This window comes from Amycolatopsis sp. NPDC058340, assembly GCF_042723975.1.
Classification (GTDB): domain Bacteria; phylum Actinomycetota; class Actinomycetes; order Mycobacteriales; family Pseudonocardiaceae; genus Amycolatopsis.
This window is the reverse complement of the sequence record NZ_JBHXIB010000008.1, coordinates 79,026-104,278: the sequence shown is the minus strand read 5'-3', so window position 1 is coordinate 104,278 and position 25,253 is coordinate 79,026. Positions and strand designations below refer to the sequence as shown.

Genomic DNA, 25,253 nt, shown 5'->3' with positions numbered 1-25,253 from the left:
CTCCTATCGCTCGCCGGTCTTCGCCGCTACCCGTAGCCGGGTCACGGTTGAGGTATGCGGGGCGGGGAGCCGCAGGGGGCCCGCGCCCGGGGTGATGCTGCCGAGCAACCGGTGGCCGCGGGCACCGGTCGCCGACGGGAGGTTCCCCGGGACGCCGGACCAGGTCAGCCAGCCGAGCAGAATGGTCAGGTATGCCTCTTTGCCCGCGCGCGGCAGCCCGTGGTCGTCGCTGGTCTTCAGCGCCGTACCCGGCAGGTTCCTGGCGAGCGCGGCCATCAGCGCCGGATTGTCGGCGCCACCGCCGGAGACGATCAGCGTGGCGATGTCGTGGCGACGGCATTCCGCGGCGATCGTCACCGCGGTCAGTTCGGTCAGTGTCGCGAGGAGGTCTTCCGCGCCGGCCGGCGGGAGCCCGTCCAGTGCCGCGTCGAGGTACGCGCCGTGGAACAGTTCCTTGCCGGTGGATTTCGGCGGCGCGGCCGCGTAATACGGGTCGAGCAGGAGTTTCGCCAGCAGGTCGGGCCGGACGGTGCCGCGCAGGGCGAGCGCGCCGTCGATGTCGGCACGTTCGCCGGTGGCGCGGTGCGCGGCGATGTCCATCAACGCGTTGCCGGGGCCCGTGTCGTAGGCCAGGACGGCACCGTTCGCGGGGACCACGGTGATGTTCGCGATACCGCCGATGTTCAGCGCCGCGACCGGGCCGAGCGAGGCCATCTCCCGTAGCCACAACGCGTCCATCGTGCTGGCGAGTGGCGCGCCGTGCCCTCCGGCGGCGACGTCGCGGACACGCAGATCGGCCACGACCGGCAGGCCCGTGCGTTCGGCGATCCACGCCGGGTTGCCCAGCTGCAGGGTGCCGCGCGCGGTTCCGTCCTCGACCCAGTGGAACACCGTCTGGCCCAGCGAGGCGACGACGTCCGCTTCGCCGCCGGCCAGTTCCTCGACGCCGCGCGCGGCCGCTTCGGCGAAGGCCTGGCCCACCAGGGTGTCGAGTTTCGTGAGCTGCTCGGCGTCGCAGGGATTCGGTGGGAGAGCGGCGAGCAGGGCTTCGCGGAGCTCTTCGGGATAAGGGACTTCGAGCTGGCCGAGCGGCGAGAGCACCACCGTGTCCCCGTCGGCGCGCAGTTCGGCGGCCGCCACGTCGATCCCGTCGATCGAGGTGCCGGAGATGAGCCCGATGATCCGGACCCCAGTGCCGGAGAAAACCGTCATTCGAAGTGGTCTAGCCCTCGTTCCGAATCCCGCGCAAGCAAGACCGTTTCTTCTTGTCCGAAATGAGTCCTATCCAGTGGGTGCTTGACAAGATCGGCTTCCTTCCCGTGGGGCGTCTGAGCGCGGCGGGGTGCGGATGCGAGGATGACGCCGTGTCGAGTACCCCCTGGTTCTGGATCGTTGTCGTTGCCGTCGTGGTCCTGGTCGCCGTTCTGGTGGCCGGGCTGCTCATCGCGCGCCGCCGCCGGATCAGCCTGGACGAGTCCAAGGCTGCCGACGTCGTCGAGAAGCCGAAGGGCGGCGGTTATACCGCGACTGGCGGGATCGCGCTCGCCCCTGGTGGAGAGAAGACCGAGGAACCGGAACACCCGGTCGAGGACCGCCCGGAGACCGACGGCCAGCCCGCCGTCGGGGACGACGCGGCGGTGCCGAGGGATTCCGCGCAGCGCACGGTGCGCGACGTCGAACTTCCCGAGCCGGCCGAGGAAACGGTCCCCGAGCCCGCTCCCGCCGAGGAGATCGCCCCGGCCACCGGACGCCTGGAGCGGCTGCGCGGCAGGCTCGGCAAATCCCGTTCGGTGTTCGGGCAGAGCCTGCTCGGCCTGCTGGGCGCCGGCGACCTGGACGAGGACTCCTGGCAGGACGTCGAGGACACGCTGCTCATGGCGGACCTGGGCGCCGCGACGACCACCGAGATCGTCGAGCGACTTCGCGACGAGCTGAAGCGTCGCGCCGTGCGGACGTCGGAGGAGGCGCGCGCGGTGTTGCAGGAGGTGCTGACCGCCGCCCTGTCGACCGACGCGGTGCGGGCCGTCCGCGCGCTGCCGCACACCGTCGACGGGAAGAAGCAGCCCGCCGTCGTGCTGGTCGCCGGGGTCAACGGCACCGGTAAGACCACCACCACCGGCAAACTCGCCCGCGTGCTCGTCGCGCAGGGAAGCACCGTGGTGCTCGGCGCGGCCGACACCTTCCGCGCCGCCGCGGCGGACCAGTTGCAGACGTGGGCCGAGCGCGTGGGCGCCGAGGTCGTGCGCGGCAAGGAAGGCGCGGATCCGGCCGCGGTCGCCTTCGACGCCGTCAAACGCGGCACCGAGGCGGGCGTGGACGCGGTCCTGGTCGACACCGCCGGCCGCCTGCACACCAAGACCGGCCTGATGGACGAGCTGGGCAAGGTCAAGCGTGTCGTCGAGAAGCAGGCGAAGGTCGACGAGGTGCTGCTGGTGCTCGACGCCACCACCGGGCAGAACGGGCTGATGCAGGCCCGCGTGTTCTCGGAGGTCATCGACGTCACCGGCATCGTCCTGACCAAACTGGACGGCACCGCGAAGGGCGGCATCGTCTTCCAGGTGCAGCGTGAACTCGGGGTGCCGGTGAAGCTGGTCGGCCTCGGCGAGGGGCCGGACGATCTGGCGCCGTTCGAGCCGGGCGCGTTCGTCGACGCGCTTTTGAGCAGCTAGGCGAATCAGGCGATCGGCGCGGTCGTCTCCTGCGTCATCGGCTCGACGGTTTTGGAAACCAGGCTCAAACGGTGACCCCGTCCCGCGAAAGGGTCGAGCCGAGCGAGGTCGCGATCCGCTGGACGACGGGCGCGATCCGCTCGACGGCCTCCATCGTGAGCCGCCCCGAAGGCCCGGACACCGAAACCGCCGCCGGCACCGGCGCGCCCGGGACCGCGACGGCCACGCAACGGACGCCCAGCTCCTGCTCGGCTTCGTCGAGCGCGTAACCCTGCTGGGCGATTTTCGCCAGTTCGCGCAGCAGCGCGTCCTGGTCGGTGAAGGTGTGCTCGGTGTACGAGGGCATACCCGTCCGGGCGAGCAGCGCCGTGACGTCTTCGGGCGGCAGATGCGCGAGCATCGCCTTCCCCACGCCGGTGCCGTGCGGCAGCAGTCGCCGCCCGACCTCGGTGAACATCCGCATCGAGTGCTTCGAGGGCACCTGGGCGACGTACACGACCTCGTCCCGTTCCAGTACGGCGAGGTTCGCGGTCTCGCCGACCTCGTCGACCAGCTCCGCGAGCAACGGCCGTGCCCACGAGCCGAACTGCATGCTGGCGTTCTCACCCAGCCGGATGAGGCGGGCGCCCAGCGCGTACCGGCGGTTGGTGTTCTGCCGGACGTAGCCCAGATCCACCAGTGTCCTGATCAGCCGGTGGATGGTCGGCATCGGCAGCCCGGACAGGGTCGCCAGCTCCGAAAGGCTGGCCTCCCCGCCGGTGTCCGCGAGATGCTCGAGGAGCTCGAAGGCCCGCTGAAGTGACTGGACGCCGCCATCGCGCCCGTTCTTCTCCGCTGCCACCGTGGTACTCCTTACGTCGGCGTTGATGTTCCGCTATGCAGAAACTATAGTCCGTCATGTAAAACCGTAGGGACGTTATCTTTGGAACTCGGGGTGTTGCGCAATGTCTGAAGCTCAGGTGCTCGGCGATCCGGTCGAGCGCGGGGACGAAATCCTCACGCCGGAGGCCCTCGCCTTCCTCGCCGGCCTGCACGACACCTTCGCCGCCCGTCGCGACGAGCTGCTGCAGGCCAGGAGCAAGCGCCGCGAAGAGGCCAGGATCACCGGCAAACTGGACTTCCTGCCCGAGACCAAGGAGATCCGCGAGGGCGACTGGAAGGTGGCCGAAGCCCCGCCCGCCCTGCGCGACCGCCGCGTCGAGATCACCGGCCCGACCGACCGCAAGATGACCATCAACGCGCTGAACTCCGGTGCCAAGGTCTGGCTGGCCGACCTCGAAGACGCCAACACGCCGCACTGGGCGAACGTCGTCTCCGGCCAGGTCAACCTGTACGACGCGGTCCGCGAGACCATCACGCTGGAGAGCGGCGGCAAGAGCTACGCGCTGAAGGACGACGTCGAGCACGCGACCATCGTCGTCCGCCCGCGCGGCTGGCACCTCGACGAGCGCGGCCTTTCCTTCGGCGGGCGCCAGGCCGTCGGCGCGCTGGTCGACTTCGGCCTGCACTTCTTCCACAACGCGCAGGAACTGCTCAACCGCGGCAAGGGCCCGTACTTCTACCTGCCGAAGATGGAGAGCCACCTCGAAGCCCGGCTCTGGAACGACGTCTTCACCCACGCGGAGAAGACGCTCGGCATCGAGCACGGCACCGTCCGCGCGACCGTGCTGATCGAGACCATCCCGGCCGCGTTCGAGATGGAGGAGATCCTCTACGAACTGCGCGAGCACGCCTCGGGCCTCAACGCCGGCCGCTGGGACTACCTGTTCAGCGTCATCAAGTACTTCCGCGACGCGGGCGAGAAGTTCGTCCTGCCGGACCGCAACTCGGTCACCATGACCGCGCCGTTCATGCGCGCGTACACCGAACTGCTGGTGCGCACCTGCCACAAGCGCGGCGCGTTCGCGATCGGCGGGATGGCCGCGTTCATCCCGAACCGCAAGGACCCCGAAGTCACCGCCGCGGCGCTCGACAAGGTCCGCGCCGACAAGAGCCGTGAGGCGGGCGACGGCTTCGACGGTTCCTGGGTCGCGCACCCCGGCATGGTGGACATCTGCCGCGAAGAGTTCGACAAGGTCCTCGGCGACAAGCCGAACCAGCTCGACCGCACCCGCGACGAGGTGTCCGTCACCGCGGACCAGCTGCTCGACGCGGCTTCGACGCCGGGTGCCGCCACCGCGGCCGGTCTGCGCGCCGCCGTCGACGTCGGCATCCGCTACATCGCCTCCTGGCTGAGCGGGAACGGCGCGGCGGCCATCCACAACCTGATGGAGGACGCGGCCACCGCGGAGATCTCCCGTTCGCAGGTGTGGCAGTGGGTGCGCAACGGCACGCAGCTCGACACCGGCGACAAGGTCACCGCCGAACTGGTGCGCGGCGTGCTGGCCGAGGTCCGCGGCGAACTCGCGGCCGAGATCAAGCCGGAACTGCTGGAGCCCGCCGTCGAGCTGTTCGAGCAGGTCGCGCTCGCCGACGAGTTCCCGGACTTCCTGACCCTGCCCGCCTACGAACGGATCAAGTAGACAGATGGGGAACGGGCGGCTCACCGAGGACGTCTACACCGCCGCTGACGCGCGCCTCGCCGAGGCGGACGCGCGTGTCACGGCCAAGTATCCCGGCGAGCCGCCCGGCCGCCAGCCCGTGCACACCGTGTACGTGCCCGCGTCGCAGTACAAGACGCGGCTCGTGGCGGACTGGGGCAAGCAGGCCCTGCGGGTCTTCGGTGAACACGCCGGACGGCTGGGGCTGGACGCGGACATCGCCGACCGGGTCCGGACGAAACTGCTGACCGAGCCGATCGAGGATCTGCGGATCGATTTCGAGGACGGCCTCGGCAGGCTCGCCGACGACGAAGAGGACGCCATCGCGCTCGCCGCGGGGCGGACCCTCGCCGTCACCGGTGGCACGCCGTTCGTCGGCATCCGCTTCAAGAGCTTCGAAGCCGCGACCCGCCGCCGCGGTATCCGCACGCTCGATCTCTTCCTGGCCGGATTGCTGGAAAGCGGGCCGCTGCCGGAAGGTTTCGTCGTCACGCTGCCGAAGGTGACCGCCGTCGAGCAGGTCGAGGTGGCGGCGGATGTCTTGGAGCACCTCGAATCCGCGTACGGCCTGCCCGGCGGCACGCTGCGGTTCGAGGTCCAGATCGAGACCGCTCAGTCCATTGTGGACATCGATGGGACGGTGGCGGTACCGCGGATCGTCGAAGCCGCGCGCGGGCGTTGTTCCGGACTGCACTACGGCACCTACGATTACAGTGCCGGGCTCGGGATCAGCGCCGAGTACCAGAGCATGGAACACCCGGCCGCCGATTTCGCCAAGCAGCTCATGCAGGTTTCGGCCGCGGGCACCGGCGTCCGGCTTTCCGACGGCTCGACGAACAAACTGCCCGTCGGCGACGCGATCCTCCCGGCCTGGCGCGAACATCTGCGCTTGGTGCGGCGCTCGCTGGAGCGAGGTTTCTATCAGGGCTGGGATCTGCACCCGCACCAGCTGCCGACCCGGTTCGCCGCCACGTACGCCTTCTTCCGCGAAGGTTTCCCGGCCGCGCTGGGCCGCTTGCGCGACTACGCCGACCAGACCGGGCGCGGAGTGCTGGACGAACCGGCGACCGCCCAGGCTCTGGCGAGCTTCTTGTTGCGAGGGCTGGATTGCGGGGCCGTGGACGTGGGGGAGCTATCGTTCTCGCGAGCCGAACTGGACGGCTACGCGCGAAGGACCGCATGAGCAGCGGCTGAGGGAGCGCCCCTGGTGGCAGGCGCTCCCTCAGCCGCTGCTCCGCCCGTCCCGCCTCAGTCCATCGGCGGCGGGCCGGGTTTTCCCCGGTGGACGGACCTCGCGACGAGCGCCAGCATGGCGAGCTGGCCCGCGATCGTCCCGGCCGTCACTCCCGTCGGGAAGGCGGCCGGAACCACCTGCAACGTCAGCGCCGGGCCGAGAACGGCTCCGAGTACCACCAGCGTGTCCAGGATCGTGGTGAGCAGCCGGTGTGTCTGGCTCGACGGCACCGCCGCTTCCGCCTTCAACTCCGACGTTTCGATCCTGACGCGGGCGAGCTGGGTCGGTGTCCCTTCCCAGTCCGCCATTTCTTCGGACGTCGTGTTGTCCACGCCGTCGATTTCGGCACCCATGCGTCGTGCCCTTTCTTGCCCAGTCAGGCGAGCCCGGGTTGGCGCGTCAAGCTGGGGACCACTTGGGGGACAGCCGACTCCTCGGCTGCCGGGACCGGACGAACCCCCAGCTCGCGGTTGTCCGGTCCTCCTTCCCCTTGGGGCGCCTCACACGTGAAGGCCGTGGCCGCACCTTCGATTGGTGATACCCGCCGCATGGAGGCGGGCCTGTGTGAGGGGTTGTTCTGTACCGCGAGACTGGCTTGACGACTGTAGCGCCGGTCACAGCCCGACTGCAACCATCTCGCACAGATTTACTGCTGAAAATGTGGTGAATGAGTGCCGACTATGCCACGATGAGGTGGCGGCGAGAAGCCGCGGGGAAGGGAGCGTCATGCCATCGGTTGAGGAGACCGCCACCGGCCGCCCCGCGGTGGTCGATCGCGTCAATGTCGCGCTGATCGCCGAGGCGGTCGACGCGCTGGGCAAACTGCAGGAGCGCACCGGGTTGAAGAAGGTGGACCTGGTCAACCGCGCGCTGCTGATCTACGAGTTCGTCGACGCGGAACTCCGTGCGGGCAAACAGGTCGTACTGCGGGATCCGGACGGCCAGGACCAGCTGGTCAAGATCTTTCTCTGAATCAGCCGTGGTAGGCCACGAGAACCTCGTCCAGTGAACCGCGCGCGCGGATGCGGCCCTCGTCCATCCAGAGGGCGGTGGTGCACAGTTCGCGCAGCAGTTCGTCGGAATGCGAGGCGAACACCAGCACACCCGATCGGCGGGCGAGGTCGACCAGCCGTTCGCGTGCCTTGGCGAGGAACGCGGCGTCGATCGCGCCGAGGCCCTCGTCGAGGATGAGGATCTCGGGATCGATGGTGGTCACCACGCCGAGCGCGAGCCGCACCCGCATCCCGGCGGAGTAGGTGCGCAAGGGCAGGTGCAGGTAGTCGCCCAGTTCGGTGAACTCGGCGATGTCGTCGACCCGTTTCGCCATCTGCTTGCGGCTCATGCCGAGGAACAGGCCGCGGATCAGGATGTTCTCGTGACCTGAGACCTCGGGATCCAGTCCCACGCCGAGGTCGAACACCGGCGCGATCCGCCCGGCGACCCGTGTGCTGCCCCTCGTCGGCTCGTAGATGCCGGACAGCAGTCGCAGGAGCGTGGACTTCCCGGCGCCGTTGTGCCCGACCAGGCCGACGCGATCGCCCTCGCCCAGTGACAGCGAGATGTCCCGCAGGGCCTCGATGACCGGGACTTTCGCGCCGGTGCCGATCTTGCCGCCGACCTTGCCGAGCACCCGTTTCTTGAGTGACCGGGTCTTGGCGTCGAAGATCGGGAAATCGACGTAGGCGTCTTGTACTTCGATGCTCACCACGGGCCGGCCTCCTCGCGCTCGTCAGATGCGAACGGAAGTTATCATTCGCATTTGTGGTAACGTCCGGCCGGTGAGGCAGTCATCCGTCGATCAGGGCTTCCGGCCGCCGCAGCAAGCCCGAAGCCGCGAGTCCCTGCAGAAGGTGCTGGCGGCTGCGGAGCACGTTCTGGCGAGCCAGGGATTCGAGGAGTTCACCGTCGCGGCGGTCGCCGAGCAGGCGGGTATGTCGGTGGGCGCGATCTACCGCCGGTTTTCCGGCAAGAACCAGCTGCTGTACGCCGTCAAAGACCAGCTGCTCGGCCAGTTGGAATCCGGCGTCGGTGACGCGCTCGGCTCCGCGGAGCCCGGGCTGCGAGGGGTCGTCGGCGCGTTCACCCGGGCTTTGGCCGGGACATTCGCCCGCCACGACCGGATCTTCTCCGAACTGCTCGACAGCCAGCGCACCGAGGCGCGGGATCGTGGTCTCCAAGCGCTGGCCACGATCCAGCGCGATTTCGTGGAGGCGGCTCAGCCTTGTCTCGAGGAGATCCGCCGGGCGGACGGGGACCAGGCGATCCGGATGATGAGCCGGACCATCATCGGATCCTGTGTGCACCGGGCCGCCAGTGGCCGGTTCTGGGCCGATGGCCTGAGCTGGGACGTTTGGGCGAGTGAGACGACCGAGATGGCGTTGGCCTACCTGGAGTCGGCTTAGGTCTCTGAGGGGGCTTTGTCGCTGAGGCCGTGGACGGGCCTGAGGATCTCGACTCGGTCGTGATCGGTCCGGTGCCGATGGACTGTGTGGATTTCGGGGCGTTGGATGACCCGAAATCCACACGGTCGTGCGTGACCGGTCCGGTCAGGGGCGCTGGTGAACGGCCGGGTATCGGTGGAGTCTCGGTGGGCATGACGAAGGGCCCGTCGCCGGCCGACGGGCTCTTCGTGTCAGACGTGATGCAGGGTGTTGCGCCGGGGTTGTCGCAGCGGGTCTCGGTATTGGGGTGGGATGAATTCCGGTAGTCCGTCGGTGGCCATGTGTACTTCCCAGTCGCCGTGGTGAATCAGGCGGTGGTGGAAGCCGCACAGCAGCACCAGGTTCCGCAGATCCGTCGGGCCGCCGTCTGCCCAGTGATGTATGTGGTGGGCGTGGCAATTCTTGGGTTTCCTGTGGCATCCCGGGAACGCGCAGCCCCTGTCTCGGATGTTCAACGCGCGTCTCTGGCCTGGGGTGACGAACCGTCTCAGCCGTCCCATATCCAGTGGCTCACCCGAGGTGCTCATCACGACCGGCAACATCAGGCAGTCGCAGGCAGCGAGCCGCGCTTCCCGAGCGGTCATGGTGCCGACGAAGTCGAGACACGCGGTGCCGAGGCCGGATTTGAGTTCGTCGAGTCCGATGGTGACGTTCACGAGGGTGCGGTAGCCGCTGGTGCCGGGCTGGTCGGGGCAGGCGATGGCCAGGTCGAGCAGGTCGGCCCAGGCGTCTCCCATGCGTTCGCATTTCATCCGCAGGTCGGCTTGCCCGAATTCGTCGACTGGGCGTGGCCGGGCGTGTGCTTCGAGGGCGGCGGCGGTGCGGGCACCGGTCTCGTCGTCGAGCAGGCCGGTCAGTTTCCAGAACCCGTCCTTGCGGCGTTCCAGGGTGAGTTCGCGGCGTGGCTCTTTCGGTTCGGGGTCTTTGGGTTCGTTGCCGTCGGGGTCGAGCCAGCCCAGCAGGTTCGCTTCGGCCTTGGTGAGCTGTGCGGGTCCGGCGTTCGGGGCGAGGTCGGCCAGGATCTTCTCCGCGCTCGCCCGATCCTCAGCAGACGTGTCGGCGGGGAGCCGTTTCAGGATCTCCAGGATTTGATCGATCCGTTCGTTCCCGATCAGTCCTTCGGCGGCGACGGCGGCGGTGGCGGGCGCGACGGGCGGAACCTCGGTGCCGTCCAAGGCGCGAGTCGGGTTCAACGCGATGGCGCGTTTCACGATCGCACCGGCCTCACCGCGCGACAACCCCGCCAGATCCGCGAGCCAGCTAGCCGTACTGCCATAGCCGTACAAGTCTTTGACGCCCCGAGACTCGATCTCCGCCAAGAACTGCCCCAGCGCGGCGGTCGCCACCCGGATCACCTGCAGGGATTGCTGCACGCCATGGGCAAGCTCCAGCTTGCCGGCGCGCCACAGCTCCTGCGGCAGTTCGGGGAGGAAGGTCTCGGACACGACTCCATAATAGCACGTTTCTTCGAACACGTGTTCGCAATTTTAAGCGACCAGCGAAACGCACGAACAACACTGAAGAGTGATATCGCCCAGTGCGAACGCCACGCAAAGAAACCGTGTCGCATTCAGTCGACTAAACGCGTCCGCGAAGCCGTGTCACGTGATCGATGGCCAGGCTGCTGCCGTCGGAAAAAGACGTGTCGCACTTAGCCGACTAAATGCGCGCAGTCCCGGTCGACGCCACGGCTAGCGTGGGGCAACGCAAGGAAAGTGTGCCGCAGTTGGTCGACTAATTGCGCTCAGTAAAGGTGACCGGCTTGACGTATCGACGGCAAGGCACCGAAACAACCCCGTCCGGTCCGGAAACGCGATTGTCGAACTCGCCCTCGTCGGCCCACCCGCACCGTTCGTAAAACCGCCGTGCCCGCGCGTTCCCCGGTGCCACCGCGAGCCAGGCGCGGGAATGCCCGCCCGCGCGCACCAGTCGTTCGGCTTCAGCGAGCAGCACTCCGGCCACCCCGCTCCCGCGATGGTCCGAGGAAACGTAGACCTGTTCGACCTCGTCGCCGACGACCATCACGAAACCCGCCACCGCGTCGTCAAGCACAGCGACGGTCGTATCCCCGACGCGTTCCGCGGCCCGCTCCCAGAACGATTCGCGGGTGCGGATCCGGACGAGCGAGTCGGGCACGTTGCCGAGATGGCCGTCCTGCCAGCCGTGGTACCAGATCTTCGCGACGGCGTCGGCGTCCGCTGGTATCGCCGCCCGGACCATTGCGGGAGTAGGCATGGCGCCAGCTTAAGTGGCGAGCGTCGGCTTTGTGGAGCGCCCGGAATCGGGCAGTATCAGCTTATGTCGATCAGCCGAGGCTCCGACCCTTTGGACCCCGCCGCGGCGTCAGGTCCACTGCTTCTTCTCGAAGTGGACCTCGGCCCTGCGCCAACGCTGGAGGATTATCAGCGGAACGTCACCGCGTTGCTGATTCTGGCAGGTCACGCCAGTTTGCTTCCTCCCGTCAAGGGGCGGTGGCTGGATCCCTCGGCGCGGGTTCTGCCGAGGTCTCCGGTAATCGTCCGGACCACCATGGCCAGCCCGTGGGTGAGTGTGCTGTCGGGGCTCGCTGAGCGTTCGGCGCCGGTCGCCTACGGTGCCGCCGCCCTGTACGGGCTGCACCGGCTGCTGGAAATGGTGATGACGTGGCAACGACACCGGTTGGAGATCGAGGAAGGCGAGGCGCGCTTGGAGCAGCTTCGAGAGCAACTGCGGGACACCGGCCTTCAGTTGCGTCAAGAGTTCGATCCGCGCCTGGTGGCGCCCGGCGAAGACTCGGCCGCACCAGGGCAGCGGGACGAAGTGGCGGAGCGGGCGGCGAACCCGCCCACCGAGGTCGTGCGGGCGGCCGACCAGATCGGATCGATCAGCGCCGCGGAGATGATCGATCCTGGCGATCCTCGTGCCGATCCGCGAGGAGTCTAGGAAACCAGCGCGCCGATCCGCCGCTCCACTTCGTCCGCGCTCGCGTTCCCGGCGACCAGCGTCACCACGCGTTCCCCGGAAAGGGACGCCAGCAGGGTCGGATAACCCGTGACGCCCAGTTCCCGCGCCCGCCGGAAGTCGTCCGCCGCGGAAACCCGGTCCAGCGCGGCCTCGACGGCGTCCCCGTCCAGGCCCGCTCGCTGCGCGACCACGCGATAGGTCGAAACCTCGGAGAGGCTCAGTCCGTCGAGATAGAACGCTTCCTGCAGCAGGGCCGCGAGCCGCACCGCGCGGTCCGGCGCGACCTCGCGCAACGCCGCCATCCCGCAGGCGGCGGCTTCGGAGTCCATGACGAACTCGCCGTCCGCGATGAGCCGCTCGTAGCTTTCCCCGAACGGCGCGCCGGTGCGGCGGGTGATCTCGGCGTTGGCTCCCTGGACGTAGCCGAACTGCCGGATCGGCACCCGGCGTCCGCCGAGGAACAGGCCGCCGGAAACCACTTCGACCGGCAGATCCGGATGCCGGTGCGCGACGTCGGCCATGGTGCGGGCGAACCCGTACGACCAGCCGCAATACGCGTCGAAGACATAGATGAGCTTCATGTCGGGACCCAACGATGTCTGACTGGTCAGATATTCCTACCGGAGTTTGGGGAGTGCGTCACGTGCCGAGTGGCTCAGCGTCCGCAGGTCCTGGGCGAACCGTTCCCGGTGGTCCGCGGGCAGCGGGTCGAGGAAGAGCCGCTGGATGTTCTCGACATGCACTCGCGCGGCCCGCACGGTCGTCTCCTCGCCTTGCGCGGTCAGCCGCACGAGCTGGACGCGGCGGTCCTGCGGATCGGAGGAACGCACGACCAGGCCGAGCGTGGTCATCCGGTCGACCAGCCGCGTCGCGCCGCCGGTGGTCAGCACCTGCTCCTGCGCGATCGCGCGCATGCTCATCCCGGCCTCGCCCGACCTGCCGACGATCAGGAGGACTTCGAACATCAGATGCGAGATCCCGCATTCGGCCTCCAGCGCACGGCCGAGCAGGTATTCGAGCCGGTTCGCCGCGCCCATCATCCGGCCGAAGGCGAGCACGCGCGGGTCGTAGGCGGCTTCTTTCGCCGTGGTGATACCCATTTCAGCTCCCTGCCGACAAGGCCAAATAGACGTCGAGCTGTTCGGTGAACACGGTCAGATCGGTGCCGAGCAGTTCGCTCGCGCGCCCGATCCGGTACCGCAACGTGTTGACGTGGATGTGCAGCTCCCGCGCGGCCCGCGTCGGCGAGCCGGAGCATTCGAGGAAGACGCGCAGGGTGTGCACCAGATCGGTGCCCTGTTCGGCGTCGTAGCTCAGCAACGGACCCAGCACCCGGCGCCGCAACGCCGCCCGCAGATCGTCCGGGGTGCCCGCCAGCAGCAGCCGGTGCATGCCGATCTCGCCGCCGGGGACGACCTCGATCGTGCCGGGCCTCTCCGCCGCCACGGCCAGCGCGTAGCGCGCGACTTCCTTGGCGCCCCGCAGCACGGAGACCGGGGAGCGGTCGCTGATGCCGATCAGCACCCGGCGGCACGGCAGCAACGACTCCACTGTGGACAGTGCGGTGGTCACCGTGGCGGGCCACTCTTCCGGCCACTCGCCGTCGTCCTCGGCCACCGCCCAGGTGGTTTCCCCGGCGGGGCCGACCAGCGCGCCCGGCGGCAGCAGTTCCGTCAGGATGCCGCGTGCCGCTTCGGATCCCTCGGTGCGCGCGACGACGAACCGCAGATCGCCGCGCAGCCCGGTCGCGGTCAGCGCCGCGTGCGGATCGCTTCCTTCGTCGAGTGCCGCGAGCAACGGTTCGAGCACCCTGTCGGTGACGGCGCGGACCTCGTCCGCCCGCGTGCGCGCGAGCCCGATCAGCCCGGCGAGTTCCTCGGCGATCTCCGCCTGGGCGGCGGTCAGCGGGCCGCCGATCGCGAGCAGCCACGGCAACGCGTGTCTCCCGCCGACCGGGCGGACCGACACGTCGTCCGCCTCCAGGGAACGGCCGCCCGCGGCGACGAACCGCCGCACGAGTTCCGACGCCGTGCCGGCGGGTTCCACCCGGCAGGGGAGACCGATCTCGGCGCGCGCCCGCTCCAACAGGGTTTCCACCGACGCGTCTTCCGTCGCCGCTGAAAGCAAACGTTTGCGAGCGCCTTCCGCGGCCGCGGCGAGCGCCAGGACGACCCGTTCGGTGACGACCGAGAACGACAGGTCCGTCGGCACTTCCAGCAACGGGATCCCGTGTCGCGTACAGGCTTCGACGAGATCCTCGGGAATGCCGTCGGAATCCGCCCCGGACGCCGCCAGCGCCGCCGCCCCGGCCTTCGCCAGCGCGGCGACGAAGGCTTCGGAATCACCCGGCCCGCGCCACCAGAGCAACCCGCTCAGGACGAATTCACCCGCCGACACGTACCGCCCGGGATCGGGCAGTTCCGTGACGTAGATCCGGGACACCGGACGGTCGAGCAGAGCCGTCCCGGCGCGTACGCGCAAGCGCAGCCCGGGCAGCGCCAGCAGAGTTTTCACGGTCGTCATCAGGTTTGTAGGAAAGCACAAAACGACCGGCGCGTGCAGGGGAGATTTCATGCTTCGGCACCGTTGCCGCCGTATGGGCGCAGGGCGTCTACTGAGTCAGCCGTCACACAACGCCGCCGAACCGAGGAGCCCGAGAGTGGATTTCCTGCGCCCCAGCTCGCTGACCGAGGCGCTCGCCGTCAAGGCCGAGCGACCCGACGCGGTGCCCATCGCGGGCGGTACGGACGTCATGGTGGAGCTCAACTTCGACCACCGCCGCCCCGGCGCGCTGCTCGACCTCAACCGCGTCACCGAACTCGCCGAGTGGACCGAGACCGACGGCAAGATCCGCCTCGGCGCCTCGGTGCCCTACGTCCGGGTGATCGCTGAGCTGGGTGAAGTTCTGCCCGCGCTGGCGATGGCTTCCCGCACCGTCGGCTCGCCCCAGATCCGCAACCGCGGCACCGTCGGCGGCAACCTGGGCGCGGCCTCGCCCGCCGGCGACACGCATCCCGTGCTGCTCGTGCTCGGCGCCGAGGTCGAGGCCGCGTCGGTGCGCGGGACGCGGCTGATCCCGGCCGAGGAGTTCTACCTCGGCGTCAAGCGCAACGCCCTCGAACCCGACGAGCTGATCACCGCGGTGCACCTGCCCGCCGAGGCCGGCCCGCAGCAGTTCGCCAAGGTCGGGACGCGCAACGCGATGGTCATCGCGGTCTGCTCGTTCGCGCTGGCGCTGCATCTCGACACCCGCGAGATCCGCGCCGCGGTCGGCTCGGCGGCGCCGACCCCGCGTCGCGCGACCGCGGCGGAGGAGTACCTCGGCACCGAACTTCCCTGGTCCACCAAGGCTTCGCTCACGGATTCCGTCAAGCGCCGGTTCGGCGAGCTGGTGTCGGAGGCGGCGTCGCCGATCGACGACGTCCGCGGCAGCGCCGACTACCGCAAGCACGCGTTGTCCGTCCTGGCGCGGCGGACGCTGACCTGGGCGTGGAACGACTTCCAGAAGGGTGAACGCGAGTGCGCGTGAACGTGACGATCAACGGCGAGTCCCGCCAGGCCGACGACGTCTGGGAGGGCGAGAGCCTGCTGTACGTGCTCCGCGAGCGGCTCGGCCTCCCGGGTTCCAAGAACGCCTGTGAGCAGGGCGAATGCGGTTCCTGCACGGTGTACCTCGACGATGTCCCGGTGTGTTCGTGCCTGGTCGCGGCCGGTCAGGTCGAGGGCCGCGAGGTCCGCACCGTCGAGGGGCTCGCCGAGGGCGACAAGCTGGACCGGGTGCAGCAGTCCTTTGTGGACGCGGGTGCCGTCCAATGTGGCTTCTGCACCCCCGGCCTCGTGGTCGCCGCGCACGATCTGCTCAACCGGGTCGAGAACCCCGCCGACGAGGAGATCCGCGAGGCGCTGGCGGGGAACCTCTGCCGGTGTACCGGATACGAGAAGATCCTCGACGCCGTCCGGCTGGCCGCGACCAGGGGGGAGACCGCGTGAAGACCGTCATCGAGAACGCCGCGATCGCCACCGTCGACGGCGCGGGCACCGAGCACGCCTCGGGCCACGTCGTCATCGAGAACGACCGTATCGCGGCGGTCGGCGCGGGGAAGGCGCCCGACGGTGAGTACGACGAACGCGTCGACGGTTCCGGCTGCCTGGTCACGCCCGGCCTGATCAACACCCATCACCACCTCTACCAGTGGGCCACGCGCGGTCTCGCCGCCGATCACACGCTCTTCGAGTGGCTGGTCGCGCTGTACCCGATCTGGGGCAGGCTCGACGCCGAGATCACGCACGCGGCGGCCACGGCCGGGCTCACCCGGCTCGCGACCACCGGCTGCACCACGGTCGCCGACCACCACTACGTCTTCCCGCGTGACGGCGGAGACCAGGTCGAGGCCCTTGCCGCCGCGAGGATCCGCGTCGGGGTGCGCCTGCACGTCGTGCGCGGCTCGATGGACCGGGGCGAGTCCCAGGGCGGGCTCCCGCCGGACAACCTCGTCGAGGAGACCGAGGCCGCGCTGCTGGGCACCGAGGCCGCGATCGACCGGTTCCACGACGGCTCCGCCGGCGCGCATCTCCAGATCGCGGCCGGTCCTTGTTCACCGTTCTCGGTGAGCGAGCGGCTGATGACCGGCGCGGCGGAATTGGCGCGCCGTAAGGGAGTCCGGCTGCACACCCACCTCGCCGAGACGGTCGACGAGGAGAAGCAGTGCCTCGCCGAAGTCGGCTGCACCCCGGCCGAGTACGCCGACAAACTCGGCTGGCTCGCCGACGACGTCTGGCTCGCGCACTCGATCCACCTCGCCCCGGAGGCGATCCGGCGGATGGGCGCCACCGGGACCGGCGCGGCGCATTGCCCGACGTCCAACGGGCGGATCGGCGCCGGGATCGCGCCGGTCCGGCAGCTGCTCGACGCGGGAGTGCCGGTCGGGCTCGGCGCGGACGGCGCGGCGTCCAACGAATCCGGTGGCCTCGGCGAGGAACTGCACCAGGCGCTGCTGCAGGCGCGGCAGCGCGGCGGACCGCGCGGGCTGACCACGCGCGAGGCCTTGTGGATGGGCACGATGGGCGGCGCGCGCTGCCTCGGCAGGCAGAAGGACCTGGGCTCGATCGAGGCCGGCAAGCTGGCCGACCTCGCGGTCTGGAACCTCAACGGCCTGAACTACGCCGGCATCACCGACCCGGTCGCCGCCTTGGTGCTCGGCACGACGCCGCCGGTCGAGCGGCTGTACGTCGGCGGCGCGACCGTCGTCGACGGCGGTGCGCTACGCGAAGAATCCGAAGACGAGATCGCCCGCGAGCTGGCCGTGGCCAGCGCCCGGCTGAGGGAGACGGTATGACCACCACTGAAGTCTCCAAGCAGACTGAGAACGGCGTGGGGTCGAGCCCTCGGCGGCCCGACGGCACGGTCAAGGTCCGTGGTGAGTTCGCCTACTCCTCGGATCTGTGGCACGAGGACATGCTGTGGGGCGCGACGCTGCGCAGCCCCCATCCGTATGCGCGGATCACCGGTGTCGACATCACCGAAGCCCTTGCTGTGCAAGGGGTGTACGCGGTGCTGACGCACGAAGACGTGCCCGGCGTGAACAAGTACGGCTTGGAACACTCGGATCAGCCGGTGCTCGCCGTCGACGTCGTGCGCTACCAGGGCGAGCCCGTCGCGCTCGTCGCCGCGGACCACCCCGAGACCGCGCGCCGCGCGATGAAACGGATCAAGGTCACCTACGAGGTCCTGGAACCGGTGACGGATTCCGAGAAGGCGGCCGCAGGCGAGGGCGCCGAGCTGCACCCCGGCGGGAACGTCGTGCGGTACGCCAAGATCCGCCACGGTGACCAGTCGGTGAAGGCCGACGTCGTGGTGTCCGGCGTCTACGAGGTCGGCATGCAGGACCAGGCCTTCCTCGGGCCGGAGTCGGGCATGGCGATCCCGGACACCGAAGGCGGTGTCGACCTGTACGTCGCCACGCAATGGCTCCACGTCGACCAGCAGCAGATCGTCGCCGCGCTGGGCCTGCCCAAGGACAAGGTCCGGCTGACGCTCGGCGGGGTCGGCGGCGCGTTCGGCGGCCGCGAGGACCTCTCGATCCAGGTCCACGCGTGTTTGCTGGCGCTGCACACCGGCAAGCCGGTCAAGATGGTCTACAACCGCGAAGAATCCTTCTACGGCCACGTACACCGCCACCCGGCGAAGATGTACTACGAGCACGGAGCCGACAAGGACGGCCGGCTCGTTTATGTGAAGGCGAAGCTGTACCTGGACGGCGGCGCGTACGCGTCGTCGACCGGCGCGGTCGTGGCGAACGCGGCCACGCTCGGCGTCGGTCCGTACAATGTGGACAGTGCCTCGGTCGACTGCTGGGGTGTGTACACCAACAACCCGCCGTGCGGCGCGATGCGCGGTTTCGGTGCGGTGCAGGCGGCCTTCGCGTACGAGTCGCAGATGGACAAGCTCGCCGAGGCGTGCGGCATCGACCCGGTGGACATCCGGATCCGCAACGCGATGGCCGAGGGCAGTGTCATGCCCACCGGTCAGATCGTCGACTCGGCCGCCCCGGTCGCCGAACTGCTGGAACGCCTGCGCGCCAAGCCGTTGCCCGTCACGCACGAGGAACTCGACCTGCGCCGCATGCCCGGCGGCGTCTCCAACACCACGCACGGCGAAGGTGTCGTCCGGGGTGTCGGGTACGCGGTCGGCATCAAGAACATCTGCTTCTCCGAGGGTTTCGACGACTACTCGACCGCCCGGGTGCGGTTGCAGCTCGTCGGCGGCGAACCCGCGGCGACCGTGCACACCGCGGCCTGCGAGGTCGGCCAGGGGCTGGTGACGATCATGCAGCAGATCGTGCGGACCGAACTCGGCATCGAGCAGGTGACCATCCTGCCGATGGACACCAACATCGGCAACGGCGGTTCGACGTCGGCCTCCCGGCAGAGTTACGTCACCGGCGGCGCGGTCCAGGCCGCGTGCGTCGCGGTGCGCTCCGGGCTGCACAAGCATCTGGCGGGCAAACTCGCCGCGGACGGGAAGCTGGACGTCGTCGCGAACAAGGTCGTCTCGGCCGACGGCAGTGTGCTCGCGGACCTCGCCGACGTCCTCGGCGACGAGGTCTTCGACGAGACCGTCGAATGGCGGCACCGCCCGACCGTGCCCATCGATCCCGAGACAGGGCAAGGGAACGCGCACGTCCAGTACGGTTTCGCGGCACACCGCGCGGTCGTGGACGTCGACACCGAACTCGGCCTGATCAAGGTCGTCGCGCTCGACTGCGCGCAGGACGTCGGCAAGGCGCTGAACCCGCAGGCGGTGCTCGGCCAGATCCAGGGCGGTTCCGCGCAGGGTCTCGGGCTCGCGGTGATGGAGGAGATCCAGACCGACGGCGGGAAGATCCGCAACCCGTCGTTCACCGACTACCTGATCCCGACCGTGCTGGACATGCCGCCGATGGACATCGACGTCCTGGAGCGGCCCGACCCCAACGCCCCGTATGGTCTGCGCGGGGTCGGCGAACCGCCGACGATCTCGTCCACCCCGGCGATCGTCGCGGCCATCCGCGCGGCCACCGGGCTCGCGCTGCCCCGTGTCCCGGTGCGTCCCGAACACCTCACCGGCACCTGATTGCCTGTTGGTGAACCCGCGTCCGCGATCGACGTCGGCAGGGCGCCGCCTGGTCATCCCTCTCACGATGGCGGACAATGCGCCCTGCCACCGCGACAGCGGGGCCTTCGGCCGGGGCGGGTTCACGCGTTGGTCGGTTTCCGGATCCACCTTCAGCTCCGGCTACCGGCACCTGAGAATCCCGTACTTTTCCGAGCTAGGAGCACATCCGTGGGTACCCGTCTGTCCATTTCGGAGTCCGACGAGCAGAAATGGCTCGCCGAAACCGTCCAGCTGGCCACCTCGAACGTCGAAAGCGGCGGTGGCCCATTCGGCGCGATGATCGTCCGTGACGGCTCGGTGCTGGCCACCGGGACCAACCAGGTGACCCCGACGCTGGACCCGACGGCGCACGCCGAGGTGGTCGCGATCCGCGCGGCCTGCCGGGCGATCGGCGACCACAAACTCGACGGCTGCGTCCTCGTGACCTCCTGCGAGCCCTGCCCGCTCTGCCTTTCCGCCGCGCTCTGGGCACGTGTCGGCAAGGTCGTCTACGCCGCGGACCGCCACGACGCGGCCGAGGCTGGCTTCGACGACCGCGAGTTCTACGACCTCTTTTCCCGCCCGCGCGAGTCCTGGTCACTACCCGTCGGCCAACTGTCCCTTCCGGACTCCTTCGCGCCTTTCCAGGCCTGGCTGTCGAAACCCGACAAGAAGGCTTACTGAGCAACTCTTCCCGCCCCACAACGTTGTGGAGTAGGCATGACCCAATTAGGTACTGAGCGTCCCCACCTGCCCTCGCCCGAACCGGGGCGGCTGTCCGGGCTCGACCGCTGGTTCAAGATCTCCCACCGCGGCAGCACGATCGGCCGCGAGGTGCGCGGCGGGATCACCACGTTCGTCGCGATGTGTTACATCGTGCTGCTCAACCCGCTCATCCTCGGCGCGTCGGCCGACATCACCGGCGCGAAGCTGACCACCGAGGCGATCACCACCGCGACCGCGCTGGCGGCCGGCGTCACCACGATCCTGATGGGACTGGTCGGCAACGCGCCGCTGGCGCTCGCGGCCGGTCTCGGCGTGAACGGTGTCGTCGCCTTCCAGATGGCTCCGGCGATGACGTGGGCGCAGGCCTTCGGGCTCGTCGTCCTCGAAGGTTTCTGCATCGTGCTGATGGCCGTTTCCGGGGTCCGTGAACGGATCATCAACGCGATCCCGATGGCGCTCAAGGTCGCGATCACCGTCGGGATCGGGCTCTACATCGCGCTGGTCGGCCTGGTCAGCGCCGGATTCGTGACCAGGACACCGGATTCCGCGCAGTCGACGGTGCCGGTGCGGATGGGGATCGCCGGCCACCTCGAAGGCTGGCCGATCGCGATCTTCTGTCTCGGGCTGCTGCTGATGATCGTGCTCGTGAGCCGTGGGGTGCCGGGCGCGGTGCTGATCAGCATCGCGGTCGCGACCGGGCTCGCCGTGCTGGTCAACAGCGTGTTCCACGTCGAAGGCTGGGGCCTGGTCGAACCGAAGGTGCCCGACCAGGTCGTCGCGCATCCCGACTTCAGCCTGCTGGGGGACATCGATCTCTTCGGCGGATTCGGGTCGGCGGGCGCGGTGACCGCGGCGGTCTTCCTGTTCACGCTGGTGCTTTCCGGGTTCTTCGACGCGATGGGCACGATCACGTCCGTCTCGGAGGAGGCCGGGCTGGTCAAGAACGGCAAGGTCGAGGGGATGGGCCGGATCCTGCTGGTCGACGGCGCGGGCGCGCTGGCGGGCGGCCTCACCGGATCGGCGCCGAACACCGTGTTCCTCGAATCGGCGGCAGGCGTCGGCGAAGGCGCGCGGACCGGGTTGGCGAGCATCGTGACCGGCGGGTTGTTCACCGCGACGCTGTTCCTGACGCCGATCGCGGCCATCGTCCCGGCACAGGCCGCGGCGCCCGCGCTGGTGGTCATCGGCGGGATGATGATGGCGCAGTGCCGCCGGATCCCGTGGCAGGACCTGGATTTCGCGATCCCGGTGTTCCTGACCATCGCGCTGATCCCGTTCACCTACTCGATCACCAACGGGATCGGTGCCGGGCTGGTCGCGTACGTGCTCATCAAGATCTGCAAGGGCAAGATCCGCGAGATCGGCTGGATCCTCGGGATCCTGGCCGCGGTGTTCGGGGTGTACTTCGGGATCGAAGGGATCATGTCGTGGTTCTGATGTTCCTCAACGGCGGTGGCATGCGGGGCGGACCGCTGCACGAACAGTTGCAGGGCGCGCCGTTGTGCTGCGTCGCCCGGTCCGCGCCCAAGTATCACTACTACTCCGTGGGCGACCGGTTCCCGGCGATGCACGAAGGCGGCTCCGCGTCCGTCGTGGGCGAGGTCTACGACCTGCCGCTCACGGTGCTGCGGGACCATCTCGTCCCGGCCGAACCGCCGGAACTGGAGCTGGGCGTCATCGAACTGGAGGACGGCGCGGCCTGTCTCGCCACCGTCCTGCGTTCGTCCTATGTGGACTCTCCGGAGCTGACGGACATCTCCGCGGTGGGGGACTGGCGGGCGTATCTCGCGTCCCGCTAGTGGTTCCGTGAAGGCCTCCCTCAAGGAGGCCTTCACGGAACGTCAGAGCACGAAGACGAGATCGCTCGCCGCCGCGTGGAACATTTCGGGCGAGCCCGCGTAGTAGGCCCGCCAGACGCCGGGCTTGCGGTGCTCGGCCGAAGCCGCGAAGGCCCAGGTGGTGCCGTTCCAGGTGGCGGTGACCGTCGCCGCCGTGGTCCAGCGGTAGGTGCCGAACGAGAAGTACTGGAGTTCGACCGGGATCGGGTTCGCGGTGTACCGGCCGGGGAACTCGATCGTGCCGGACGCGGTCACGGCCTTGTCCTGGCCGCGGCCCGCCGCGAACGACGTGATCTCCGCCGGGTGGAGCACGACGATCTTCGGGGTGTCGGCGCGCGAGTTCGCGATCGACGGATCGGTGGAGAAGAAGTCGGCGTGGTAGTTGCCGGTGCGGATCGGGGTCAGTGTGGCGCTGTAGGCACCGGCGGCGTCGGTGACCGGCTTGGCCTGCGCCTCACCGCAGAAGCCGTTGAAACAGAACGAGATGCCCACTTCGGCCCCCGCGATCGGGGTGGCGTCGGCCTTGGTGAGCTTCCCGGAGATCGTGACGGTCTTCCCGGCGTCGATCTTCGTGGTGCTGGTGGTCGCGGTCAGGGTGGACGGCTGCACCTCGGCGGCGGTCGCGGGCAGCGCGCCCGCGGTGAGCAGCGCGGCCGCGGCGATGGTGCCGATCACGAGCTTCCTGATGATCATGGGCTCCCCAAACGGATTCCGGTGTTGGCGACGGCTAGGTCGGCCGGAAGCCGTCGTCCGTTGCGAGGAAAACCCGGTGTTCAGAAGCCCGCCGTCGGTGCTTCACGCATCAGGGAGCAGCGTGCGCGCGTAGGCCACGGATGACGCTCCCGCGACTTCGAGCGCTTCGGTGTTCCTCAGCGAACGGCTCAGCACGAAAGCCCCTTCGAGACTGTTCACCAAAGCGATCGTGAGCCGTCGCGCGGCTTCGGGTGCGAGGCCGTACTTGCCCAGCTTCTCCGTCCCGGTCTCGATCCACGCCGTGAACACGTCGGCCGTCGCGATCCGGAGTTTCTCGTTGGTGCTGGCGACCTCCAGCGCGACGGTCGCGATGGGGCACGCGTCGGCGTAGTCGGTCGCCTTCAGCGTCTCGGCGGCGCTGGCGAAACAGGCCTCGATACCGTGGATGAGGTCCGGCTCGTCGGCGAAGAAGATCTCGAACAGCGCGAGGTACATCATCCCCGAGGTGCGGATGACCTCCTCGCCGAGCTGTTCCTTCCCGCCGGGGAAGAAGTGGTACAGCGAGCCGAAGGGCGCGTTCGCCGCCTCGACGATCTGCTTCACCCCGGTGCCGGTGTACCCGTTGCGCCGGAGCAGCTCGGCGCCGGCGTTCACGATGCGTTCCCGCGTTCCAGTCACGCTCTCCATGATAGAGCGTTCTATCAAACGCGTCCGTAGGTCCAGCCGTCCCTTGATCCTTGGTTCACCCTCAGGCGCTACCTGCGGTCGATGTTCGCGCGGTGTGCCCGGTCCTAGCGTCGTGCTCCGTTGGGGAATCCGAGAAAAGAAGGGGGAAGGACATGAAGCGGCTCTTGGCCGTCGGGTTGCTCCCGGTGATCGTGGGCGGGTTGCTCGCCGGAGCCACGACGGCTTCGGCGGGCGTCCCGGCGCACTACGCCGAGCAGAAGCTGGATTGGCATCCTTGCGCGGCGGAGGAACTGGTCACGTTGCCGCCGGGCACCGACATCGGCGGGCTCGAATGCGCGACGTTCCGCACTCCCCGCGACTGGGACCGTGCGGGCGAGCGGCAGGACCTGACCATCGCCGTCAGCAGGCTGAAGTCCACCGGGACTTCGACGGCCTCGCTGCTCACCAACCCGGGCGGGCCGGGCGGACCCGGGCGCTGGTTCCCGGTGACGTTCCGCGGTCAGGAGAAGCTGCGCGAGCATCAGGACATCATCGGCATCGACGTGCGCGGGACCGGCAAGAGCACCAACGTCACCTGCCGGGGCACGGCCGATCTCATCCGGCAGTTGGATCCGCGCGACCGCGATCCGCGCAATCTGAACCAGATCCTGGCCAACGCCGAGCACGTGGCCAGGTCCTGCCAGAGCGCCGGCGGCGAACTCGGCCCGCTGATCACCACCCACCAGACGATCCGGGACTTCGATCTGCTCCGCGTCCTGCTCGGCCGGGAGAAGATCAACTGGGTCGGCTATTCCGGCGGCACCTGGCTGGGAGCGCACTACGCGCAGCAGTTCCCGCAGCGGACCGGGCGGTTCGTGCTGGACTCCTCGACGGAGTTCACCACGGACTGGCAGAAGACGTTCGACCGGCAGCCGGTCGGTTTCGAACGACGCTGGCGGCAGGACTTCCTGCCGTGGATGGCGCGGTACGACGCCAAGTACCACTTCGGCACCAACGGCGAAGAGGTCCGGCAGACCTACGAACGGGTCCGCTATGCCTTGTCCCGCAACCCGATGGACGGCAAGGGGCCGATGGAGCTCGACACCGCCATCATCTACCTGCTCTACAAGAAGGCGACCTTCCCGGCGCTGGCCGAACTGCTGGTGAAGGTCCGGGGCGCGATGGAGAACCCGCAGGCGAAGGCCGAGGCCAAGGCCGCCGTCGAGGCGGCGGGCGACCACCCCGACGCGCAGGACGCCACGTTCTGGAACACCCTCTGCGGGGAAGGACGGTTCATCGGCACCCGCGAGTCGCTGATCCGCGCTTCGCGGCGGAACCTGGACCGCGGCCTGCTCCTGGCGGGTGGCGGCACGCTGAACGCGTCGGTCTGCCTGTTCTGGGACAAGGAACCGCGTCCGCTGCCGAAGCTGGACGGCAAGGGGGTCCCGCCGGTGCTGATCGTGCACTCCGAGCACGATCCGGCCACGGCGATCGAAGGCGCCCGGAAGGCGCACGCGGGGTTCGCGAACTCGCGCATGCTGACCGTGACCGGTGAGGGCGACCACGGGCTCTACGCGGACGGGAACCCCGCCGTGGACGAGATCGTGGACGCCTACCTGGTCGACGGGGTCGTCCCCGCCGACCAGAGCGTCCCCGGTATGCCGCTTCCGGTGCCCTAGTGTCCTGGGGCGGTCGTGAGGCGAAGGCGGGGCCTTGACTGTCCTTAAGGGACAATCGTGCCCGATTCAGGCACTTTGCTTGGTTCTGCGCGGGGGTGGGGGGGGGGGGGGGGGGGGGGTGTGCACCACACAAAACCACCCACCGAGGGGGTGTTAAAATAATTTATAGATATAAAATAAAACCGGACCGG

Annotated in this window: 25 protein-coding genes; 14 read left to right on the top strand and 11 right to left on the bottom strand. The window is 68.9% G+C overall.

What is annotated here, in order from left to right:
* Window positions 1-3: 3 nt before the first annotated feature.
* A complete protein-coding gene (locus tag ACFWIW_RS13125) occupies window positions 4-1,212 on the bottom strand; it encodes an anhydro-N-acetylmuramic acid kinase (RefSeq protein WP_378368634.1) in 1,209 nt (402 codons plus the stop codon).
* A gap of 152 nt (window positions 1,213-1,364) precedes the next feature.
* On the opposite strand from ACFWIW_RS13125, the gene ftsY reads away from it, so the two are divergent.
* Entirely contained in the window at window positions 1,365-2,669 is a 1,305-nt protein-coding gene (gene ftsY / locus ACFWIW_RS13120; protein WP_378368633.1) for a signal recognition particle-docking protein FtsY, read from the top strand.
* A gap of 64 nt (window positions 2,670-2,733) precedes the next feature.
* On the opposite strand, the gene ACFWIW_RS13115 is transcribed toward ftsY, so the two are convergent.
* Complete coding sequence (locus ACFWIW_RS13115) at window positions 2,734-3,510, bottom strand: IclR family transcriptional regulator (protein ID WP_378368632.1); 777 nt, start codon at window positions 3,508-3,510, stop codon at window positions 2,734-2,736.
* A gap of 103 nt (window positions 3,511-3,613) precedes the next feature.
* Between ACFWIW_RS13115 and aceB the strand changes: the two genes are divergently transcribed.
* Together aceB and ACFWIW_RS13105 are read left to right on the top strand one after the other, a co-directional pair.
* Window positions 3,614-5,191, top strand: a complete 1,578-nt coding sequence (gene aceB / locus ACFWIW_RS13110; protein ID WP_378368631.1) for a malate synthase A — start codon at window positions 3,614-3,616, stop codon at window positions 5,189-5,191.
* 4 nt (window positions 5,192-5,195) lie between these two features.
* On the top strand, window positions 5,196-6,392 hold the full coding sequence (locus ACFWIW_RS13105; RefSeq protein ID WP_378368630.1) for a DUF6986 family protein: 1,197 nt from the start codon (window positions 5,196-5,198) through the stop codon (window positions 6,390-6,392).
* A gap of 65 nt (window positions 6,393-6,457) precedes the next feature.
* Here the strand turns inward: ACFWIW_RS13105 and ACFWIW_RS13100 are convergent, their stop codons facing one another.
* Complete coding sequence (locus ACFWIW_RS13100; protein ID WP_378368629.1) at window positions 6,458-6,796, bottom strand: hypothetical protein; 339 nt, start codon at window positions 6,794-6,796, stop codon at window positions 6,458-6,460.
* Between the two features lie 373 nt (window positions 6,797-7,169).
* Between ACFWIW_RS13100 and ACFWIW_RS13095 the strand changes: the two genes are divergently transcribed.
* Window positions 7,170-7,415 carry a hypothetical protein gene (locus tag ACFWIW_RS13095; protein ID WP_101609689.1) on the top strand — a complete coding sequence of 82 codons (246 nt, stop codon included), beginning with the start codon at window positions 7,170-7,172 and terminating at the stop codon, window positions 7,413-7,415.
* Window position 7,416: 1 nt separating this feature from the next.
* On the opposite strand, the gene ACFWIW_RS13090 is transcribed toward ACFWIW_RS13095, so the two are convergent.
* Window positions 7,417-8,151 carry an ABC transporter ATP-binding protein gene (locus ACFWIW_RS13090; protein WP_378368628.1) on the bottom strand — a complete coding sequence of 245 codons (735 nt, stop codon included), beginning with the start codon at window positions 8,149-8,151 and terminating at the stop codon, window positions 7,417-7,419.
* Between the two features lie 70 nt (window positions 8,152-8,221).
* Here ACFWIW_RS13090 and ACFWIW_RS13085 point away from each other — a divergent pair, with 70 nt between their 5' ends.
* Window positions 8,222-8,845, top strand: a complete 624-nt coding sequence (locus ACFWIW_RS13085) for a TetR/AcrR family transcriptional regulator (RefSeq protein WP_378368627.1) — start codon at window positions 8,222-8,224, stop codon at window positions 8,843-8,845.
* 230 nt (window positions 8,846-9,075) lie between these two features.
* On the opposite strand, the gene ACFWIW_RS13080 is transcribed toward ACFWIW_RS13085, so the two are convergent.
* Complete coding sequence (locus ACFWIW_RS13080) at window positions 9,076-10,329, bottom strand: DUF222 domain-containing protein (protein ID WP_378368626.1); 1,254 nt, start codon at window positions 10,327-10,329, stop codon at window positions 9,076-9,078.
* 289 nt (window positions 10,330-10,618) lie between these two features.
* Window positions 10,619-11,119, bottom strand: coding sequence for a GNAT family N-acetyltransferase (locus ACFWIW_RS13075; RefSeq protein ID WP_378368625.1), 501 nt, complete (start codon window positions 11,117-11,119; stop codon window positions 10,619-10,621).
* 63 nt (window positions 11,120-11,182) lie between these two features.
* Here ACFWIW_RS13075 and ACFWIW_RS13070 point away from each other — a divergent pair, with 63 nt between their 5' ends.
* Window positions 11,183-11,806 carry a hypothetical protein gene (locus ACFWIW_RS13070; protein ID WP_378368624.1) on the top strand — a complete coding sequence of 208 codons (624 nt, stop codon included), beginning with the start codon at window positions 11,183-11,185 and terminating at the stop codon, window positions 11,804-11,806.
* Here the strand turns inward: ACFWIW_RS13070 and ACFWIW_RS13065 are convergent.
* From ACFWIW_RS13065 to ACFWIW_RS13055, 3 genes are read right to left on the bottom strand one after another with little or no spacing between them, the layout of a single operon-like run.
* Entirely contained in the window at window positions 11,803-12,408 is a 606-nt protein-coding gene (locus tag ACFWIW_RS13065; RefSeq protein WP_378368623.1) for a DsbA family protein, read from the bottom strand. The genes ACFWIW_RS13070 and ACFWIW_RS13065 overlap by 4 nt on opposite strands.
* A gap of 36 nt (window positions 12,409-12,444) precedes the next feature.
* Entirely contained in the window at window positions 12,445-12,927 is a 483-nt protein-coding gene (locus tag ACFWIW_RS13060; RefSeq protein ID WP_378368622.1) for a MarR family winged helix-turn-helix transcriptional regulator, read from the bottom strand.
* Window position 12,928: 1 nt separating this feature from the next.
* On the bottom strand, window positions 12,929-14,350 hold the full coding sequence (locus tag ACFWIW_RS13055) for a PucR family transcriptional regulator (protein WP_378368621.1): 1,422 nt from the start codon (window positions 14,348-14,350) through the stop codon (window positions 12,929-12,931).
* Window positions 14,351-14,486: 136 nt separating this feature from the next.
* Between ACFWIW_RS13055 and ACFWIW_RS13050 the strand changes: the two genes are divergently transcribed.
* From ACFWIW_RS13050 to ACFWIW_RS13020, 7 genes are all read left to right on the top strand, one after another.
* Window positions 14,487-15,356: an FAD binding domain-containing protein gene (locus tag ACFWIW_RS13050; protein ID WP_378368620.1), complete on the top strand. Its 870-nt coding sequence runs from the start codon at window positions 14,487-14,489 to the stop codon at window positions 15,354-15,356.
* A complete protein-coding gene (locus ACFWIW_RS13045) occupies window positions 15,347-15,817 on the top strand; it encodes a (2Fe-2S)-binding protein (RefSeq protein WP_037342278.1) in 471 nt (156 codons plus the stop codon). Before ACFWIW_RS13050 ends, ACFWIW_RS13045 begins: the two co-directional genes overlap by 10 nt.
* Window positions 15,814-17,163: an 8-oxoguanine deaminase gene (locus ACFWIW_RS13040; protein WP_378368619.1), complete on the top strand. Its 1,350-nt coding sequence runs from the start codon at window positions 15,814-15,816 to the stop codon at window positions 17,161-17,163. The genes ACFWIW_RS13045 and ACFWIW_RS13040 overlap by 4 nt, the downstream gene beginning before the upstream one ends.
* Complete coding sequence (gene pucD, locus ACFWIW_RS13035; RefSeq protein ID WP_378368618.1) at window positions 17,160-19,439, top strand: xanthine dehydrogenase subunit D; 2,280 nt, start codon at window positions 17,160-17,162, stop codon at window positions 19,437-19,439. The genes ACFWIW_RS13040 and pucD overlap by 4 nt, the downstream gene beginning before the upstream one ends.
* 210 nt (window positions 19,440-19,649) lie before the next feature.
* A complete protein-coding gene (locus ACFWIW_RS13030; RefSeq protein ID WP_378368617.1) occupies window positions 19,650-20,144 on the top strand; it encodes a nucleoside deaminase in 495 nt (164 codons plus the stop codon).
* A gap of 36 nt (window positions 20,145-20,180) precedes the next feature.
* On the top strand, window positions 20,181-21,623 hold the full coding sequence (locus ACFWIW_RS13025; protein WP_378368616.1) for an NCS2 family permease: 1,443 nt from the start codon (window positions 20,181-20,183) through the stop codon (window positions 21,621-21,623).
* Entirely contained in the window at window positions 21,614-21,985 is a 372-nt protein-coding gene (locus tag ACFWIW_RS13020) for a gamma-glutamylcyclotransferase (protein WP_240594258.1), read from the top strand. The genes ACFWIW_RS13025 and ACFWIW_RS13020 overlap by 10 nt, the downstream gene beginning before the upstream one ends.
* Before the next feature lie 42 nt (window positions 21,986-22,027).
* Here the strand turns inward: ACFWIW_RS13020 and ACFWIW_RS13015 are convergent, their stop codons facing one another.
* Window positions 22,028-22,717 (bottom strand): hypothetical protein, encoded by a 690-nt coding sequence (locus ACFWIW_RS13015; RefSeq protein WP_378368615.1) that lies wholly within the window; start codon window positions 22,715-22,717, stop codon window positions 22,028-22,030.
* A 102-nt stretch (window positions 22,718-22,819) separates the two neighbouring features.
* Window positions 22,820-23,404, bottom strand: a complete 585-nt coding sequence (locus tag ACFWIW_RS13010; protein WP_378368614.1) for a TetR/AcrR family transcriptional regulator — start codon at window positions 23,402-23,404, stop codon at window positions 22,820-22,822.
* A gap of 152 nt (window positions 23,405-23,556) precedes the next feature.
* Here ACFWIW_RS13010 and ACFWIW_RS13005 point away from each other — a divergent pair, with 152 nt between their 5' ends.
* Window positions 23,557-25,062, top strand: coding sequence for an alpha/beta hydrolase (locus ACFWIW_RS13005; RefSeq protein WP_378368613.1), 1,506 nt, complete (start codon window positions 23,557-23,559; stop codon window positions 25,060-25,062).
* Window positions 25,063-25,253: the final 191 nt, after the last annotated feature.